General features: G+C 68.0%; 16 protein-coding genes and 1 riboswitch. Of the genes, 9 read left to right on the top strand and 7 right to left on the bottom strand.

Going from position 1 to position 15,592, the window contains the following annotated elements; all coding sequences use genetic code 11:
* Positions 1 to 13: 13 nt before the first annotated feature.
* From LDO86_RS18705 to LDO86_RS18695, 3 genes are all read right to left on the bottom strand, one after another.
* Positions 14 to 1,195, bottom strand: a complete 1,182-nt coding sequence (locus LDO86_RS18705; RefSeq protein ID WP_026265881.1) for a cation:proton antiporter — start codon at positions 1,193 to 1,195, stop codon at positions 14 to 16.
* Positions 1,196 to 1,200: 5 nt separating this feature from the next.
* Complete coding sequence (locus tag LDO86_RS18700; RefSeq protein ID WP_018769969.1) at positions 1,201 to 1,683, bottom strand: TrkA C-terminal domain-containing protein; 483 nt, start codon at positions 1,681 to 1,683, stop codon at positions 1,201 to 1,203.
* 64 nt (positions 1,684 to 1,747) lie between these two features.
* Positions 1,748 to 3,151 (bottom strand): MFS transporter, encoded by a 1,404-nt coding sequence (locus tag LDO86_RS18695; protein ID WP_026265882.1) that lies wholly within the window; start codon positions 3,149 to 3,151, stop codon positions 1,748 to 1,750.
* A gap of 194 nt (positions 3,152 to 3,345) precedes the next feature.
* Between LDO86_RS18695 and LDO86_RS18690 the strand changes: the two genes are divergently transcribed.
* Genes LDO86_RS18690 through mnhG form a run of 6 tightly spaced genes read left to right on the top strand, consistent with a single transcriptional unit; the run spans position 3,346 to position 9,843 of the window.
* The gene (locus LDO86_RS18690) at positions 3,346 to 6,432 is read left to right on the top strand and encodes a Na+/H+ antiporter subunit A (RefSeq protein ID WP_018769971.1); all 3,087 of its coding nucleotides are present in this window, start codon (positions 3,346 to 3,348) and stop codon (positions 6,430 to 6,432) included.
* Positions 6,429 to 7,034, top strand: coding sequence for a Na(+)/H(+) antiporter subunit C (locus LDO86_RS18685; protein ID WP_018769972.1), 606 nt, complete (start codon positions 6,429 to 6,431; stop codon positions 7,032 to 7,034). Before LDO86_RS18690 ends, LDO86_RS18685 begins: the two co-directional genes overlap by 4 nt.
* Positions 7,031 to 8,632: a Na+/H+ antiporter subunit D gene (locus LDO86_RS18680; protein WP_018769973.1), complete on the top strand. Its 1,602-nt coding sequence runs from the start codon at positions 7,031 to 7,033 to the stop codon at positions 8,630 to 8,632. Before LDO86_RS18685 ends, LDO86_RS18680 begins: the two co-directional genes overlap by 4 nt.
* Positions 8,629 to 9,174 (top strand): Na+/H+ antiporter subunit E, encoded by a 546-nt coding sequence (locus LDO86_RS18675; protein WP_018769974.1) that lies wholly within the window; start codon positions 8,629 to 8,631, stop codon positions 9,172 to 9,174. The genes LDO86_RS18680 and LDO86_RS18675 overlap by 4 nt, the downstream gene beginning before the upstream one ends.
* On the top strand, positions 9,171 to 9,449 hold the full coding sequence (locus LDO86_RS18670; RefSeq protein WP_026265883.1) for a monovalent cation/H+ antiporter complex subunit F: 279 nt from the start codon (positions 9,171 to 9,173) through the stop codon (positions 9,447 to 9,449). Before LDO86_RS18675 ends, LDO86_RS18670 begins: the two co-directional genes overlap by 4 nt.
* Positions 9,439 to 9,843 carry a monovalent cation/H(+) antiporter subunit G gene (gene mnhG, locus LDO86_RS18665; protein ID WP_018769976.1) on the top strand — a complete coding sequence of 135 codons (405 nt, stop codon included), beginning with the start codon at positions 9,439 to 9,441 and terminating at the stop codon, positions 9,841 to 9,843. Before LDO86_RS18670 ends, mnhG begins: the two co-directional genes overlap by 11 nt.
* 9 nt (positions 9,844 to 9,852) lie before the next feature.
* Here the strand turns inward: mnhG and LDO86_RS18660 are convergent, their stop codons facing one another.
* The 4 genes from LDO86_RS18660 to LDO86_RS18645 all read right to left on the bottom strand — a co-directional run bounded on the left by LDO86_RS18660 (position 9,853) and on the right by LDO86_RS18645 (position 12,262).
* Positions 9,853 to 10,116, bottom strand: coding sequence for a DUF4235 domain-containing protein (locus LDO86_RS18660; protein WP_018769977.1), 264 nt, complete (start codon positions 10,114 to 10,116; stop codon positions 9,853 to 9,855).
* A gap of 119 nt (positions 10,117 to 10,235) precedes the next feature.
* Positions 10,236 to 10,451 carry a CDGSH iron-sulfur domain-containing protein gene (locus tag LDO86_RS18655; protein WP_018769978.1) on the bottom strand — a complete coding sequence of 72 codons (216 nt, stop codon included), beginning with the start codon at positions 10,449 to 10,451 and terminating at the stop codon, positions 10,236 to 10,238.
* A 55-nt stretch (positions 10,452 to 10,506) separates the two neighbouring features.
* The gene (locus LDO86_RS18650; RefSeq protein ID WP_018769979.1) at positions 10,507 to 11,559 is read right to left on the bottom strand and encodes an iron-containing redox enzyme family protein; all 1,053 of its coding nucleotides are present in this window, start codon (positions 11,557 to 11,559) and stop codon (positions 10,507 to 10,509) included.
* A gap of 160 nt (positions 11,560 to 11,719) precedes the next feature.
* Positions 11,720 to 12,262 (bottom strand): heme-degrading domain-containing protein, encoded by a 543-nt coding sequence (locus tag LDO86_RS18645; protein ID WP_018769980.1) that lies wholly within the window; start codon positions 12,260 to 12,262, stop codon positions 11,720 to 11,722.
* A gap of 85 nt (positions 12,263 to 12,347) precedes the next feature.
* Positions 12,348 to 12,488, top strand: a riboswitch (TPP riboswitch).
* Positions 12,489 to 12,554: 66 nt separating this feature from the next.
* On the opposite strand from LDO86_RS18645, the gene LDO86_RS18640 reads away from it, so the two are divergent.
* From LDO86_RS18640 to LDO86_RS18630, 3 genes are read left to right on the top strand one after another with little or no spacing between them, the layout of a single operon-like run.
* Positions 12,555 to 13,178, top strand: a complete 624-nt coding sequence (locus LDO86_RS18640) for an ECF transporter S component (RefSeq protein WP_018769981.1) — start codon at positions 12,555 to 12,557, stop codon at positions 13,176 to 13,178.
* A complete protein-coding gene (locus LDO86_RS18635) occupies positions 13,178 to 14,728 on the top strand; it encodes an ATP-binding cassette domain-containing protein (protein WP_018769982.1) in 1,551 nt (516 codons plus the stop codon). Before LDO86_RS18640 ends, LDO86_RS18635 begins: the two co-directional genes overlap by 1 nt.
* Positions 14,725 to 15,525 carry an energy-coupling factor transporter transmembrane component T gene (locus LDO86_RS18630; protein WP_018769983.1) on the top strand — a complete coding sequence of 267 codons (801 nt, stop codon included), beginning with the start codon at positions 14,725 to 14,727 and terminating at the stop codon, positions 15,523 to 15,525. Before LDO86_RS18635 ends, LDO86_RS18630 begins: the two co-directional genes overlap by 4 nt.
* Positions 15,526 to 15,592 lie beyond the last annotated feature (67 nt).

Here is a 15,592-nt window from a genome sequence, read left to right as displayed (position 1 = left end):
GCGCCTCCAGCGCCTAGAGCTGCGGGGCGACGGCCGGCCTCCGGATAAACGGCCTGGCCAGCGGTTCCACGTAACGTGCGGCCAGCGGGCCCAGCACCGCCATCAGCAGCACGTAGGCCGTAGCCAGCGCCGCCAGCTCGCGCGGGACCACTCCCGATGCAACGGCCAGGCCGGCGATCACGATGGAGAATTCGCCGCGGGCCACGAGCGCGGCGCCGGCGCGGAACCGGCCGGGCCTGGCGATGCCGGCGCGTTTGGCGGCCCAAATCCCGGTGGCCATCTTGGTGGCGGTGGTGGCCGCAGCAAGGACCAGGGCCCAGCCAAGGACCGGGGGAATGGATGACGGGTCCGTGTTGAGTCCGAACGCCACAAAGAAGATGGCGGCAAACAGGTCGCGCAGGGGTTCAAGGATCCGGGTGGCGTTGTGGGCCGTGGAACCCGAGATCGCGATGCCCAGCATGAAGGCCCCCACGGCGGCGGAGACCTGCATTGCCGATGCCGCCCCCGCCACCAGCAGGGCGGCCCCCAGGACGTTGAGCAGGAAGACCTCGGAATTCTCGCTGTGCACCGCCTTGGAAACATGGTGCCCGTGCCGCAGCGCCACCATGAGGACCATGGTGACCACCGCCAGGGCGATGCCCACCGCGGTGAGCCCGCCCAGGAAACTTACTCCCGCGAGCGTTGCCGTGAGGATGGGCAGGTAGACGGCCATGGCCAGGTCCTCGAACACCAGGATGGACAGCACCACTGGTGTCTCCCGGTTTCCCAGCCGGCCGAGGTCGGTGATGACCTTGGCGGCGATGCCGGACGAGGATATGTACGTGACGCCGCCCATGACCATGGCACCCACGCCGCCCCAGCCCAGGAGCAGGGCCAGTCCCGCGCCGGGCAGGAAGTTAAGGACCAGGTCCAGGACGCCGGCCTGCCACGAGCGCCGCAGGCCGGTGAAGAGCTCAGACGCCGTATATTCCAGTCCGAGCATAAGCAGCAGCAGGATGACGCCGATCTCGCCGGAGAGATGTGCGAACTCGTGCATGCCTTCCAGCTTGACGATGCCGCCCGCACCAAAAGCCAATCCGCCCAGCAGGTAGAGCGGGATGGGCGACATTCCGATCCGTCCGGCCAGCCTGGCCAGCAGCCCCAGGCAGAACACAACGGCCCCCAGTTCAATGAGGGTCAGGGCCAACGGGTCCATAGGGCTTAGCCGTGGCGCAGGATATCGGCCGCTGAGTCGAGGCCTTCCTGGGTACCCACAGCCACCAGCAGGTCGCCGGGGTGCAGCACGACGTCGGGGCCGGGCGACGGCAGCACCTCGCCCTCGCGCATGATGGCCACGATCGACACGCCGCAGCGGGTGCGGATGCAGGCCTTGCCCATGGGCTGGTTCTGGAACGGGGAGTCCGCGGCGATGGAGAACTGCCGGGTGACAATCCCGGGAACGTCCTTGTGCTCTTCCGCGAGCTTCATTGCCAGGTGCGTGCCGCCGAGGAGGTTGCCCAGGGTGGCGGCTTCGTCGCTGGTGAGCGGAATGGAAGCCTGGCAGGTGTCGGGGTCGTCCCAGGTGGAAACGATGAGTTCCGTCTGGCCTTCCCGCCGCTCCACGACACCGATGCGGCGTCCGGAGGCGGTCATGAAATCCTTCCGGCGGCCCAGGCCGGGAAGGTTGGTTTCGTCCACGTTCATAGGTCAAGCCTAGTCTGCCTGGCAACACTTGGCCGGGGCCTGGAACGTGGCCCGGAAGGTGTTTTCAGGCGGCGGGGACCACGGCGATGGGTGCCTTGGCCGGCGACTTCACCGGCAGCAGCACCACGAGCCCTGCCAGGAGGACCACCATGATGCCCAGGATCCCCCACCGCTGTGCCTGCCCGGCCGGCACCAGGGGGGTGGCCACGGTGATGCAGAGGGTGAACAGCGCCGGCGCCAGGAAGCTGACGGCCCGTCCGGTGGTGGCGTAAAGGCCGAACAGCTCCCCGGATTCGCCGTGCGGCGCGAGCCGGGCCAGGTATGCGCGGGAGGAGGACTGGGCAGGCCCGACGAACAGGCAGAGGAAGAGCCCGAATACCCAGAACGTGGTGGTCCCGGCCCACTGCATGCCGAAGAAGACATAGTCCCCGTTGCCCAGGGCCAGGATCGCCGACCCGGCGACCAGGAGGCCCGCCAGGGACCCGGTGATGACAGCTTTGGGGCCCACCTTGTCGTCCAGGAATCCGCCAATGACCGCCCCGACAGCAGCCACCACGTTTCCGAAAATGGCGAAGAAAATCACCTGGGACAGGGCAAAGCCGAAGGTGCCGGCGGCGATGATGCCGCCAAACGTGAAGACGGCGGCCAGTCCGTCACGGAACACGGCACTGGCCAGCAGGAAGTAGATGGTGTGCGGGCTGGTGGCATAGATGGCCTTGATGCGCCGGAACAGCAGTCCGTAGCTGGCAAAAAAGCCCAGGCGGCCCGCCTGGGCGGACCGGGGCAGTTCGGGGACGGCAAACAGGACGGGGAGGGCGAAGACGAAGAACCACAGGGCGGAGAAGACGGCAACGAGCCTGATGTTGAGGCTGTCCCGGGTGGACGCGCCGAACCAGTCAAAGGCCGGCTGGACGAACAGCTGCAGGACGATCAGGAGTGCCACGATGCCGCCAAGGTAGCCGGCTGCCCAACCCAGGCCGCTGACCTTTCCGATGTTTTGCGGCGTGGAGACCTGGGCCAGCATGGCGTTGTAGTTCACGCCGGCAAATTCAAAGAACACGTTGCCCAGGGCGATCAGCGATACCCCGAGGAGCAGGAATTCCGGGCGGGGGAATACGAAGAAGCACAGGGCCGTCAGGATGGCGACGGCGGCCGAGTTGACTCCCAGCCACAGCTTCCGCCGGCCCCCCGCGTCCGAACGCTGGCCCGTGACGGGCGCCAGCAGGGCGATGGCGAACCCGGCAACGGCAAGTGCGGCGCCCAGGACCGCAGAGGCACTGTCCTCGCTGCCGAAAGCGTTGGACGTCAGGTAGACGGTGAAGACAAAGGTGGTCATCACTGCGTTGAAGGCCGCCGAGCCCCAGTCCCAGGAAGCCCAGGCCAGTACGCGGCCCTTGCTGGAGTTCCGGGTTCCGGCTTCGAGTTCCGAGGCAGGCTGCATTGCTCCCGGAGCGCTGGCGCTGTTCATACGATGCATCGTATCCGCCGGTGGCGAACACCCTTGGGACCACGGGCCTTTGACGGCGGGGTTCCGCCGGCGGCGGCGCCGCTGACGGGGGAAGACACCCGACGGGCCTTGATAAACTGAGCCCTCCCGGACCTTACTTTTTGCCGCCTGCTCCAACTTTTGACAATCGAATTCCTGACGTTGCGGAGAATACAGTGATCACAGTCCTTGCCGTGCACTTTTCGGTGGCTGTCCTCGCGCCCTTCCTCTTCAGGCTCTGGGGCCGCAACGCCTTTTACGCGCTGGCTGCCGTTCCGGCTGCTTCCTTCGGCTGGCTGGTGTTCCAGCACGGTCCCGTCTACTCAGGGTCAGGGTCAGGAGCCGTCACCGAGGCCTTGGACTGGATCCCCAGCCTCCACCTGGAATTCGCCTTCCGCATGGACGCACTGGCTTGGGTGATGTCACTGCTGGTGCTTGGCGTCGGCGCCCTGGTGCTGGTTTATTGCGCCCGGTACTTCAAACGGAAAGACCAGGACCTCGGCCCGTTCGGCGCCCAGCTGCTGGCCTTCGCCGGTGCCATGTTCGGGCTGGTCACCGCCGATGACCTGCTGCTGCTGTTCATCTTCTGGGAACTGACCACCATCCTGTCCTACCTGCTGATCGGCTTCGCCCGGACCAGGCTTGCCGCCCGCCGGTCCGCCCTCCAGGCGCTGATGGTCACCACTGCCGGCGGCCTGGCCATGCTGGTGGGCCTGATCATGCTGGGCTACACCGCGGGCACGTACCGTATCTCCAGCATCCTGGAGCAGGCTTCCACACTGGCGTCCGGACCGTCCGGCGCCGTGGTGGGTGCCGCCGTCGTGCTCATCCTGGTGGGTGCCATCACCAAGTCCGCGCTGGTCCCGTTCCACTTATGGCTCCCCGGCGCCATGGCCGCGCCCACCCCCGTCAGCGCCTACCTGCATGCCGCCGCCATGGTGAAGGCCGGCATCTACCTGGTGGCGCGCCTCGCTCCGGGATTCTCCGCGACGGCCTACTGGCAGCCCGTGGTCCTGGGCCTGGGCCTGGCCACCATGCTGGTGGGCGGCTACCGGGCACTGCGGCAGACCGACATCAAGCTGATCCTCGCGTACGGCACCGTCAGCCAGCTGGGCTTCCTCACCATGGCGGTGGGCCTGGGAACGCCCGACGCCGCGCTGGCGGGCCTTGCCATGCTGCTGGCCCACGGCCTCTTCAAGGCCACGCTCTTCCTGGTGGTGGGCATCATCGATCACCAGTCCGGAACCCGCGACGTGCGCAAGCTGTCAGGGGTCTTCCGTTCCTCCCGTGCGCTGGGCATCGTGGCCGGCATCGGTGCCGCGTCCATGGCGGGCGTTCCGCTGCTGGCCGGCTTCGTCGCCAAGGAATCCGTGCTGGAGGCGTTCGTGCACCACGCCGCGGACCCGCACTCCGGACCGTGGGGCACGGTGGTCCTGGCTGGGCTGGTGGTGGGGTCAATCCTCACGTTCGCCTACAGCGCCCGCTTCATGTGGGGTGCCTTCGCGGTCAAACCCGGCGTGGACCCCATCCCCTTCAAAGCCATCCGGCCCTCCTTCCTCGCCGCCCCCGCCGTCCTCAGCGTCCTGACCATCGTGTACGGGCTCTGGCCCGTGCCGGTGGACGCCTGGATCCAGCCGTACGCGGCGCTGTTCGCTTCCACAGCGCCCGACGCCGGCACTCCGGCCGCGCAGGCGGGCCACCTTGCGCTGTGGCACGGACTGACCCCGGCGCTTGGGCTGACGGCCGTCACCTTCGTGCTTGGCGCGGCCATGTATCTTGGCCGCAACGCGGTGGCCCGCGTCCAGTCCCTGGTCCCGGCCTGGGTGGACGGCGACCGTGCCTACCAGCTGACCATCGGCGCCCTGGACGACGTGGCCGTCTGGATCACCGGCCGGACCCAGCGCGGCTCACTGTACTTCTACCTTGCCGTGATCCTCAGCGTGGCGTTCGTCCTGCCGCTCACGGTCATCCTCCTGGGTGGCAACCCCCTGCCGCAGAACGTCTACCTGGTGGATCCCAACTCCCCGCTGCAGCTTGTGGCCGGGGTGGGCATCGTGATCGGCGCCCTGGCCGCCGTTAAGGCGAACAAACGCTTCCTCGCTGTGCTGATGGTCTCCGTGACCGGGTACGGCATCGCCTTGGTGTTCGCCCTGCAGGGCGCTCCGGACCTGGCGCTGACCCAGATGCTGGTGGAGACCATCATCCTGGTGGCGTTCGTCCTTGCCATGCGCAGCCTCCCGCCGGAACTGCGGGACCGCACCGGCGGCAAATACCGGGTGGTGCGTGTCATCATCGGTTTGGGTTTCGGCGCCACCATGGTGTTCGCGGCCATTTTCGCCATGGGCGCCCGGACCGCCCTGCCCGTATCACTGCAGTTCCCGCAGCTTGCCTACGAGGGCGGCGGCGGCCTGAACGTGGTCAACGTGACCCTGGTGGACATCCGCGCCTGGGACACCTTCGGCGAGATCAGCGTCCTTGCGCTTGCCGCCACCGGCGTCGCCAGCCTGATCTTCGTACGCGGGCGCGGCGACCGGCTGCAGCGGTCCGCATCCGTTGCCGAGGGCACGGTGGGACGGTCCCACGGCGTGGATCCCGGTTCCCGCGACGGCGCGGCACTGGCCATCAGCCGCAGGTTCGCAGCCGCAGCCCGGGATCCCTGGATCGTCGCGGGCCGCACCCTGGCCCCCGAACGGCGCTCCATCATCTTCGAAGTGGTCACCCGGCTGCTCTTCCACTCGATGATCATCTTCTCGCTCTACCTGCTGCTGGCCGGCCACAACCTGCCGGGCGGCGGTTTCGCCGGCGGCCTCACCGCCGGCCTGGCGCTGACCATCCGCTACCTGGCCGGCGGACGCTTCGAACTGCGGGAGGCGGCGCCACTGAGCGCCGGCGCGCTGCTGGGCACCGGCCTGGCCCTGGCCGCCGTGTCCGGCGTGGTGCCCCTGCTGCTGGGCGGCCAGGTGTTCCAGTCCGCCATCATCCAGGTGTGGCTGCCCGTCTTCGGGGACATCAAATTCGTCACCTCCACGATCTTCGATATCGGGGTGTACATCGTGGTGGTGGGGCTGGTGCTTGACGTGCTGCGCAGCCTCGGGGCCGAAATTGACGAGCACATGGAGGAACGGTCGGCGGCCGCCCCACACCAGGACGAGCCGGACATCGACCGTCCCGGGCAGCCGGAACTGGAGGCTGAACGGGACCTGGAACCCCCGCTGGAGCCCGACACCGTCCCCGCCGAGACCACCGCAAAGGGCCACGCATGAGCGTCAACCTGACCCTGCTGATCGTCATGGGCGCCCTGTATGCCTGCGGCATCTACCTCATCCTGGAACGCAGCCTCACCCGGGTGCTGCTGGGGCTGATGCTCCTGGCCAACGCCACCAACCTGCTGATCCTGGCCACCGGGGGCTATGCAGGACTGGCGCCGCTGTTCGCCAAGGACACCCCGGCACAGGACTACAGCGACCCGCTCCCGCAGGCCCTGATCCTGACCTCGATCGTCATCTCCTTCGCCGTCACGGCGTTCATGCTCGGCATCATCTACCGCACCTGGCTGCTGGCGCGCCAGGACGACATCCAGGACGACCTGGAAGACCGCCGCGTGGCGGCGACCCCCAGCTTCGACGCGGAGGACGACGCCGAAGTTCCGGCGGAAACCTCCGAGTTCCCGCTCACCATGCTGGGATCGGACGGCCGGGACGTCTCAAACCATGCAGCGTCCAACAACAACGCAGATCTGCAAACGGACCAGCCGGTGGCCACGCTTGTGGCCGGCGGCCGGGAGATGCCCGCCGAACACGCTGCCGCGGAGGAAAAGCCCGGCTCACTCAACGTCGACTCCGGCCCGGAAGGAGGCGGAAAGTGAACATCGCAAGCTTTGCCCCGCTCGCCGTCGTACTTCCCATCCTGGGCGCTGCCCTGACCTTCCTGCTGATCCGGCATACCCGGGCCCAGCGCGCGGTGAGCATCGCCCTGCTCTCGCTGACGCTGGCGCTCGAATGCCTCCTGCTGGCATCGGCGTGGAACGGCGGGACCGCTGCCGTGGCCATCGGCGGCTGGCTGCCGCCGTGGGGCATCGTGATGGTGGTGGACCAGTTCTCGTCCCTGATGCTGGTGGTGTCCTCCGCCGTGAGCCTGGCCGTGCTGGTGTATGCCACCGGGCAGGGCATGGCCGACGGCGACCAGGACGCCCCGGTCTCGATCTTCCACCCCACCTACCTGATCCTGGTGGCGGGGGTGTCCAACGCGTTCCTGTCCGGGGACCTTTTCAACCTGTACGTGGGCTTCGAGATCCTGCTCACGGCAAGCTACGTCCTGATGACGCTGGGCGGCACCGGGCCGCGCATCCGCGCCGGCGTCACCTACGTGGTGGTGTCCGTGGTGTCCTCGGTGCTGTTCCTGATCTCCATAGCCATGGTCTACGGCGCCACCGGAACGGTGAACATGGCGGATCTGGCCATCAAGCTCGGGGACCTGGACCAGGGCACCAGGACCCTGCTGCACGTCATGCTGCTGGTGGCCTTCGGCATCAAGGCCGCCGTCTTCCCCCTGTCCTTCTGGCTCCCCGACTCCTACCCCACGGCGCCGGCCCCCGTCACCGCCGTGTTCGCCGGGCTGCTCACCAAGGTGGGTGTGTACGCGATGGTCCGGACCGAGACCCTGCTGTTCCCCGGGGACACCCTCAACACGCCCCTGATGGTGGCGGCGCTGCTGACCATGGTGGTGGGCATCCTTGGTGCCCTGGCCCAAAGCGACATCAAGCGGCTCCTGTCGTTCACCCTGGTCAGCCACATCGGGTACATGGTGTTCGGCCTGGCCATGTCCTCCGTTGCCGGGCTGGCCGCAGCGGTTTTCTACGTGGCCCACCACATCACCATCCAGACCAGCCTCTTCCTGGTCACCGGCCTGATCGAACGGCGGGGCGGGAGTTCCTCCGTGGACCGGCTGGCCGGCCTGGCCAAACTGTCGCCCATGCTGGCGATGCTGTTCTTCGTTCCGGCCATGAACCTCGCTGGCATCCCGCCCTTCTCGGGGTTCCTCGGCAAGGTGGGCCTGATGCAGGCCGGCGTTGAGCTGGGCACGCCACTGGCCTACGCCCTGGTGATCGGCGGGGTGGTGACGAGCCTCCTGACCCTGCTGGCCGTTGCCAGGGTCTGGAACCGCGCGTTCTGGCGCAGGCCCACCGACGCTGAGCATCCGGATCCGGTGCTCCTTGCCAGCCCGGCCCGGGTGTCGGGACCGGGCGCCAAACTGAACACCGTGACCCTCCTGCCGCGCACCATGGTGGGCCCCACATTGGGCCTGGTGGCGCTGGGCGTTGCCCTGACCGTCTTTGCCGGGCCGCTGTTCGGGCTCTCGGACCGGGCAGCGCGGGACATGCTGGACCGGACCCCGTACATCCAGTCAGTCCTGGGCCCTGATGTCCCGGTTCCCGCCACGCCTGCCGTGGGAGGTATGCGATGAGCCGCAAACGCATCTCCCTGCGCCAGGAACTGCCTCTCCTGGTCTGGCTGGTGATTGTCTGGGGCGCCCTGTGGCAGGACTTCAGCCCCGGGAACCTCCTCTTCGGTGCCCTGCTGGCAGTGGGCGTGGCCCGGTTGTTCTACCTTCCGCCGGTGGAGCTCAGCGGCCGGTTCAACATCCTTTACGCGGTTCCCTTCGCGCTTGCCTTCGTGGGCAAAGTGGTGGTGGCGAGCGCCCAGGTGCTGTACCTGGCCACGGTCCGCGGCCCCAAGGTGACCAACGCCGTCGTTGCTGTGAGGCTGCGCAGCCACCAGGACCTGATCGTCACCGCCACCGGCCACGTGATCTCCCTGATCCCGGGGTCCCTGGTGGTCGAGGTGGACCGCTCCACATCCACCCTCTACCTGCACGCGCTCAACATCGCCTCCAAGCAGGACGTGGAGGGCCTGCGGAACGAAGTCCGGTCCATCGAGGCCGGCCTGATCCGCATCATGGGCAGCCCGGAGGAACTCGAAGCCGTCCGAATGGAGGCCGCCACGTGATGCATGTTGTCCTGGCTGTTACAGCCGTCATCTTCTCGCTTGCTGCGGCCGGTGCCATCATGCGGATCGCCCGCGGCCCGTCATTGCTGGACCGGGTGCTGGCGGCCGACGTCCTCCTGGCCATCCTGGCCGGAGCCCTGTGCATCGACATGGCCGTGAACCGGCACCTGAACAACCTCATGCTGGTGGTGGCCATTTCCATCATCGGCTTCATCGGGTCCGTCACCGTGGCCCGTTTTGTGGCGGACCGAAGGGTGAAGCCCGATGAATCCTGACTTGTCCGGTCCCGACGGCTGGATCGACGCCGTCTCGGCAGTATTCATGGTGGTGGGGGCGCTCATGTCCCTGGGCGCCGCCATCGGCCTGCTCCGCTTCCCCGACCTGCTGAGCCGCATGCACGCGGCCACCAAACCGCAGGTCCTGGGCCTGTTCCTGCTGCTGGCGGCTATTGGACTGCAGATGCGGACGTGGTGGGTATGGCCCGTCCTGGTGGTTGCCTGGATCTTCCAGCTGCTCACCGTACCGGTGTCCGCGCACATGGTGGGCCGCGCGGGGTACCGCACCAAGCACCTGCACCGGGAGCTGCTCACGGCCGACGAGCTGGAGGCCGTGGTGCAAAAAGCCGCCGCCGAGGCTGCCCGGAAAGACAGCCCCGACGGCGGCGGGTAACGCCGGGAGCTAGACGATGTCCTGCGACTTGGCGAAGCGGGTGATGGCGCGCTGGGTGCCGCGGTTGGCCAGCACCTGGATGATGGCGCTGACGGACGCCGAGATCAGCGCGAAGGTCAACGCCGAACGCAGGCTGGTGGGGACATCCTCGTTCTTGCCGGTGGGGGCTTTCTGCCCGGTGGTCTTCTCCCAGATGGTGTTGACCAGCTTGGTGCCGGCCAGGCCTGCGCCGAGGCTCACCCCGGTTCCGAGCAGCTTGATGAAAAGGTTCATTCCTATTACTCCTTGCGGGCGGAAAACGGACTGCCTCCAGCCTAGCCGTACGCCCGTGCCGGTCCGGGCAAGGCCGTGGCGTGCTGCAGGCGGGTTGTTGGACTAAATGGCTTGTTGGACTACTTCGCGGGCGGCTCGGTGCGGAACTTGATCATCTTGTGCGTGCCGTCGCAGTAGGGCTTGATGGCCGAGGCGCCGCAGCGGCACAAGGCAACGGTCCTGCGGTCGCAGGGCACCGCGTCCCCGGATGGGGTGACGATCTCGAAATCACCCCTGACGATCAGGGGCCCGTCCGGGCAGACCACGATGGAGCCCGCGGCGGATTCCTGGTCCATGTCCGATCCTGTTCCATGCTGTCCGGGTTTCATGCCTGCACCGCTTTCGTCGTAGTCATGCTGCGGCCGGCACGGCCGCCCGCAGCGATGATGCGCCGGCTTCCCATGAGGACATCAGATGGGCGGACAGCCGGCCGTCGAGGGCCATGGCGGCAGTGGCCCCAAACAGGACGTCCGCGAGGAGTTCCGGTTCGGCTTCGACGAGGCCGCCGGCGAGGTCCCGGCCTGCGATCTGCTCGTGGACGGCGTCGGCCTCCACATGCTCATCGAAGTAGTGGGTGACGTCCGCGCCGAAACCGTGCCGGCGGAATCCGTTGCCGTAGAACCGGTTGGGCTGGGAGGAGGTCATCTCGTAGATCGCCAGGTGGCCGGTGATGGCACCCCGGAGCCGCCGGTTCAGGCCGCACAGCGACATGAGGTTGACGGACGCGAGGGAGACGGCGGGGACGGCATCCACGTACGCGCCGTAGCTGACGTCGAGGCCCAAACCGCGCATGGTCCGGGCGAACAGCGCGCTGTGCATGCGCTCGGGGCGGCCGCCGCCGTATTCATCCGCCTGGATTTCCACCAGGGCCGCCTTGGGCCGTCCGCTGAGCCGCGGAATGGCCCATGTATGCGGGTCGGCTTCCTTCAGCTGGTACATCGACTTGTGGATCAGGAACTCCCGGAGCTGGTCCAGGCCCGCCTTCCTGGCGACGTAGCGGGAGACGCTGGGCCCGGTGTCCGTGGCTGCGAGGCCGAACAGGACGTCGGCTACCTGGTCGCTGGTCAGGGCACCGGCAGGCAGTTCGAAGTCTGCGGCGGCCTGGTGCGCGGCGGTACGGAGGGCTGCCTCAAACGGTGCCTCGACCAGCTGCCGGACCCGGATTAACGCCGGCTCCCACTCCCAGTCGTCGGAGACGCCGGCCAGGCCGGAATAGTGGAGCTCGTAGAGGCAGAAGAGGGCCAGCTGGATGTCCTCGTCGCCGATGATGTCACTAGTGCCGGCCACCTGCCGTGCCGCGAGGTGGTACAGCCCGTCCAGCCCCGTCCCGGCTTCGGCCGGAGCCTGCGCAAGGAGTGCGAACAGGGCGTTGCTGAGGGGGCCTCTGGATTCCGGGATTCTCATGGTGCTCCTTGGTCTGCCGCGCTGGTGACGGGAACGAACGCGGGACCGCCCATGGTGACTCCCATGCCCTGTCCTCCTCGAAACCCGGGAACCAATATAGTAAGCATGATTACTAATAAAAGCTAAGCAGGCTTCCTGTTGGCGGCAGGTCAACCGGCGCCTAATCCCGCAGCGACGACCCCAGGATGTCGCGCAGCGCCTCAACCACCAGGTCATGGTCCTGCAGCTGCGGCAACCCGGAGACGGTCAGCGTGGCCACGGCGCCCACGCCGGTGACGTAGATCGGAAAGGCGCCGCCATGGGCTGCATACCGGGATTGGTCGAACCAGGCGTTGTCCTCGATCCGGCCGCCGCCCAGCCGGCCGCGAAGCCCCACCAAAAGTGACGGCACCTCGTACCGGGCGGCAGTGCGCTGCTTGGCGCGGATCCAGTGCCCGTTGTCCGGCGTGGCGCCCGGGAGCGCGACGTGGAACAGGACCTGCTCGCCCTTGGTGATGTCGATGGCGATGGGAAGGGACCGCTCCTTGCCCAGCTCCACCAGGAGCAGGCCCAGGTTCAACGCGTCATCCAGCGAAAAGCCGGGGAACTGGAGCTCCCGGACCTCCGCCTCGATGCGGGCGATCGACGCTTCCAGTGACCCCTCCAGCTGGGCGTCGGCGGAATCAGGATCGAATCCGGTCACATCCGGTGGAATGGCGCTCATGGCCCTCAATCTACCCCCGCCAGGTGTAAACTTGACCACGCCCGGAAGGGCAGTTCAAAAAGCCTTACCCATCCAAAAGCACCACTAATAACGACAGGGGAGCGCCGCCGTCGGACATCCTGGCACAAGCCGGGCACCGCAGGTGGGCGCTGAGAGTGCGGACAGCCGCAGACCCTCGAACCTGATCCGGTTAGTACCGGCGCAAGGGAGTCGAGTTCTCAAAGTGCCGCGGCTGCACGGCAACAGCCGTCAGCCGGGTCCACTTTCCCCTCCTGTTTCCCAGGAGGATCACATGAGTACTGCAGCAATCAAGAAGACCACCAGTAAGTCCTGGCGCGTCGTGGACATCGTGGTCGCCGCGCTGGTGGCCATCGCGGGCGGCGTCATTTTCTGGGCGTGGGACCAGGGAGCAGCCGCGCTTTCTGCCCCCATGAATGCCGCCTACCCGCCCCTGACCGGGCTGCTGGCGGGCGGCTGGATGATTCCCGGCGTGCTGGGAATGCTGATCATCCGCAAGCCCGGGGCCGCCCTGTTCTGTGAAACCGTGGCCGCCACCGGGGAACTCCTCATGGGTTCCCAGTACGGTGCCTCGGTCCTCTTCTCCGGCTTCATCCAGGGCCTCGGCGCGGAAATCATCTTCGCCATCTTCGTCTACCGCAAGTTCAACCTGCCCGTCTCCCTGCTGGCAGGCGCCGCGGCTGGATTCTTCTGCGGACTGAATGACTCATTCGCACCGTGGGGCTGGAACATCGCCTACTCCGGTGCGGACAAGCTGGCGTACATCGTGCTGACCACCCTCTCCGGCGCCATTCTCGCCGGCGCCCTGTCCTGGCTGGCCACCCGCGGCCTGGCGCGTACCGGCGTGCTGAGCTCCTTCGCTTCGCGCAAGGCCGCCACGGAGCCTGTCTTCTCCTGATGGCACCAGCCCAGCGTGACGGCGGCACCGTCCGCCCTGCCGCCGTCACAGCCCGGGGCTGGGGATGGCGGCACGCCGGCAGGGCCAAGCCTGCCGTCCATGCGCTTGACCTGGACATCAGCCCGGGGGAGCGGGTGCTCCTGCTCGGCCCCTCGGGCGCCGGGAAGTCCACGCTCCTGCACGCGCTCGCAGGGGTGCTGGGGGACATCAACGACGACGGCGGCGAGGCGGGGGACGCCGACGAGTCGGGTTCGCTGCTGGTTGACGGCGCCGTGCCCCGCGCCCAGCGCGGGCGCGCCGGACTTATGCAGCAGGACCCCGAGACGCAGGTGGTCCTGTCGCGGGTGGGGGACGACGTCGCCTTCGGTGCCGAAAACCTTGCCGTCCCACGGGAAGCAATCTGGGCGCGCGTGCACGAGGCGCTTGCCGACGTCGGACTGTCCCACCTGCCGCTGGACCACCCGACGTCGGCCCTGTCCGGCGGGCAAAAGCAGCGCCTGGCGCTGGCCGGCATCCTGGCCATGCGCCCGGGCCTGATCCTCCTGGATGAGCCAACCGCCAACCTGGACCCGGACGGCGTGTTGGAGGTCCGCGATGCCGTGGCGCGGTGCCTGGACAAGACCGGGGCCACGCTGGTGGTGGTGGAGCACCGGGTGTCCGTGTGGAAGGACCTGGTGGACCGGATCGTGGTCCTGCAGCCGGGCTCCGCCGCGGATCCTGCCGTACTCCTGGACGGGCCGCCGGACCAGGTGCTCACGGAGGCGCGGGCCATGCTGGCCGCCGCCGGTGTGTGGGTCCCCGGCTACGTCCCGGCAACCCGTGCCCGGGCGGTGGTCCCGGCCCCCGGCACGGGAAACCTCCTGCTCGCAGCCGAACAGTTGGCAGTCGCCCGCGAACGTCCCCGACGCAAGGGCTTAAGGAAGATTCCGCCGTCACCGGTCCAGGAAGGCCTGGCCGCGCAGGTGCGCGCCGGGCAGGCGCTCGCCGTGACGGGTCCCAACGGCGCCGGTAAGTCCACTTTCGCCCTGACCCTGGCAGGGCTGCTGGAACCGGTGTCCGGAAAGGTCTCCGCCACCATGGACCTGAGCCGCGGTGCCGGCATTGACCCGTACCGGTGGAAGGCGGATCAGCTGATTTCCCGAGTGGGGACGGTGTTCCAGGAGCCGGAGCACCAGTTCGTGACCGGCAGGGTGCTTGACGAACTGCTGTTCGGCCCCCGGCACCTGGGCCACGGCGGGGATCGGGTGGACGAACTGCTGGAGCGGCTGCGGCTCACCGCGCTGGTGGACGCCAACCCCTACACGCTCTCCGGTGGCGAGAAGCGGCGGCTGTCCGTGGCCACCGTCCTTGCCGCCAGCCCGCAGGTCCTGGTCCTGGATGAACCCACGTTCGGGCAGGACGCCAACACATGGGCCGAGCTGGCGTCCTTCCTGTCCGAGCTCCTGGATGCCGGCACTGCCGTGGTGTCCGTGACCCATGACGCCGAATTCACCCAGGCCTTGGGCGGGGCCGAACTGCGGATGGCCGCGGCGGAAGCGGTGGCGCCATGAGGCAGCAACTCACCCTGGGCGGCAACCATGCCCTCCTGGTCCGCGCCAATCCACTAAGCAAGTTCGCTGCCGTCCTGCTGATCACCGCCGTCCTGGCGCTGTCCATCGACTGGGTTTCGGCGTCCGTGGCCCTGGTCTTTGAGCTTCTGCTCTTTCCCCTGGCCGGGCTCACCCTGTCCCTGCTGTGGCAGCGCGGCTGGCCGCTGATCCTTGCCGCTGCCGTGGGTGGCTGGAGCACCTCCATCCTGGCCCCGGACAGCGGCCGGATCCTGCTCGACGCCGGGATCTGGTCCATGAGCGAAGGTTCCCTGCAGCTGGGCATCGGCTTCCTCCTGCGCGGCTTTGCGATCGCCCTTCCGGCCGTGCTCCTGATGAGCTGCACCGATCCCACGGACCTTGCCGACGCGCTGGCGCAGAAGGCGCGCCTGCCGCACCGCTTTGTCCTGGGAACGCTCGCCGCGATGCGCCTGGTGGGGCTCATGGCTGAAGAATGGCAGACCATCGGGATGGCCCGGCGTGCGCGTGGCGTGGGTTCGCGCGGCAGCGTGGCCCAGCGGGTGAAGGCCACGCTGGGCCAGAGTTTCGGGCTGCTGGTACAGGCCATCCGCCGCGCGTCCCGGCTTGCTGTGACCATGGAAGCCCGCGGTTTCGGCGGCGGCAACCGGACCTGGGCCCGGGAATCCACGTTCAGCGCGCTGGACCTTGGGGTGGTGGCCGGCGGTGTCCTGGTGGCCGGCCTCGCGCTATTTGCTGCCCTGGCCGCCGGGACCTGGAACATGGTGTGGCTGGGCAGTTGATGTTGGCGGTCCGGCCCAGGTGATTCCTATCGCATGCAGTGGGTAGAGGCTTTCCCGATGCCCCATA

The organism is Arthrobacter sp. StoSoilB19 (genome assembly GCF_019977275.1).
In the GTDB taxonomy this organism is placed as follows: Bacteria; Actinomycetota; Actinomycetes; order Actinomycetales; family Micrococcaceae; genus Arthrobacter.
The sequence above is the reverse complement of the archived record's forward strand: the minus strand, read 5'-3'. Positions and strand labels throughout refer to the sequence as shown.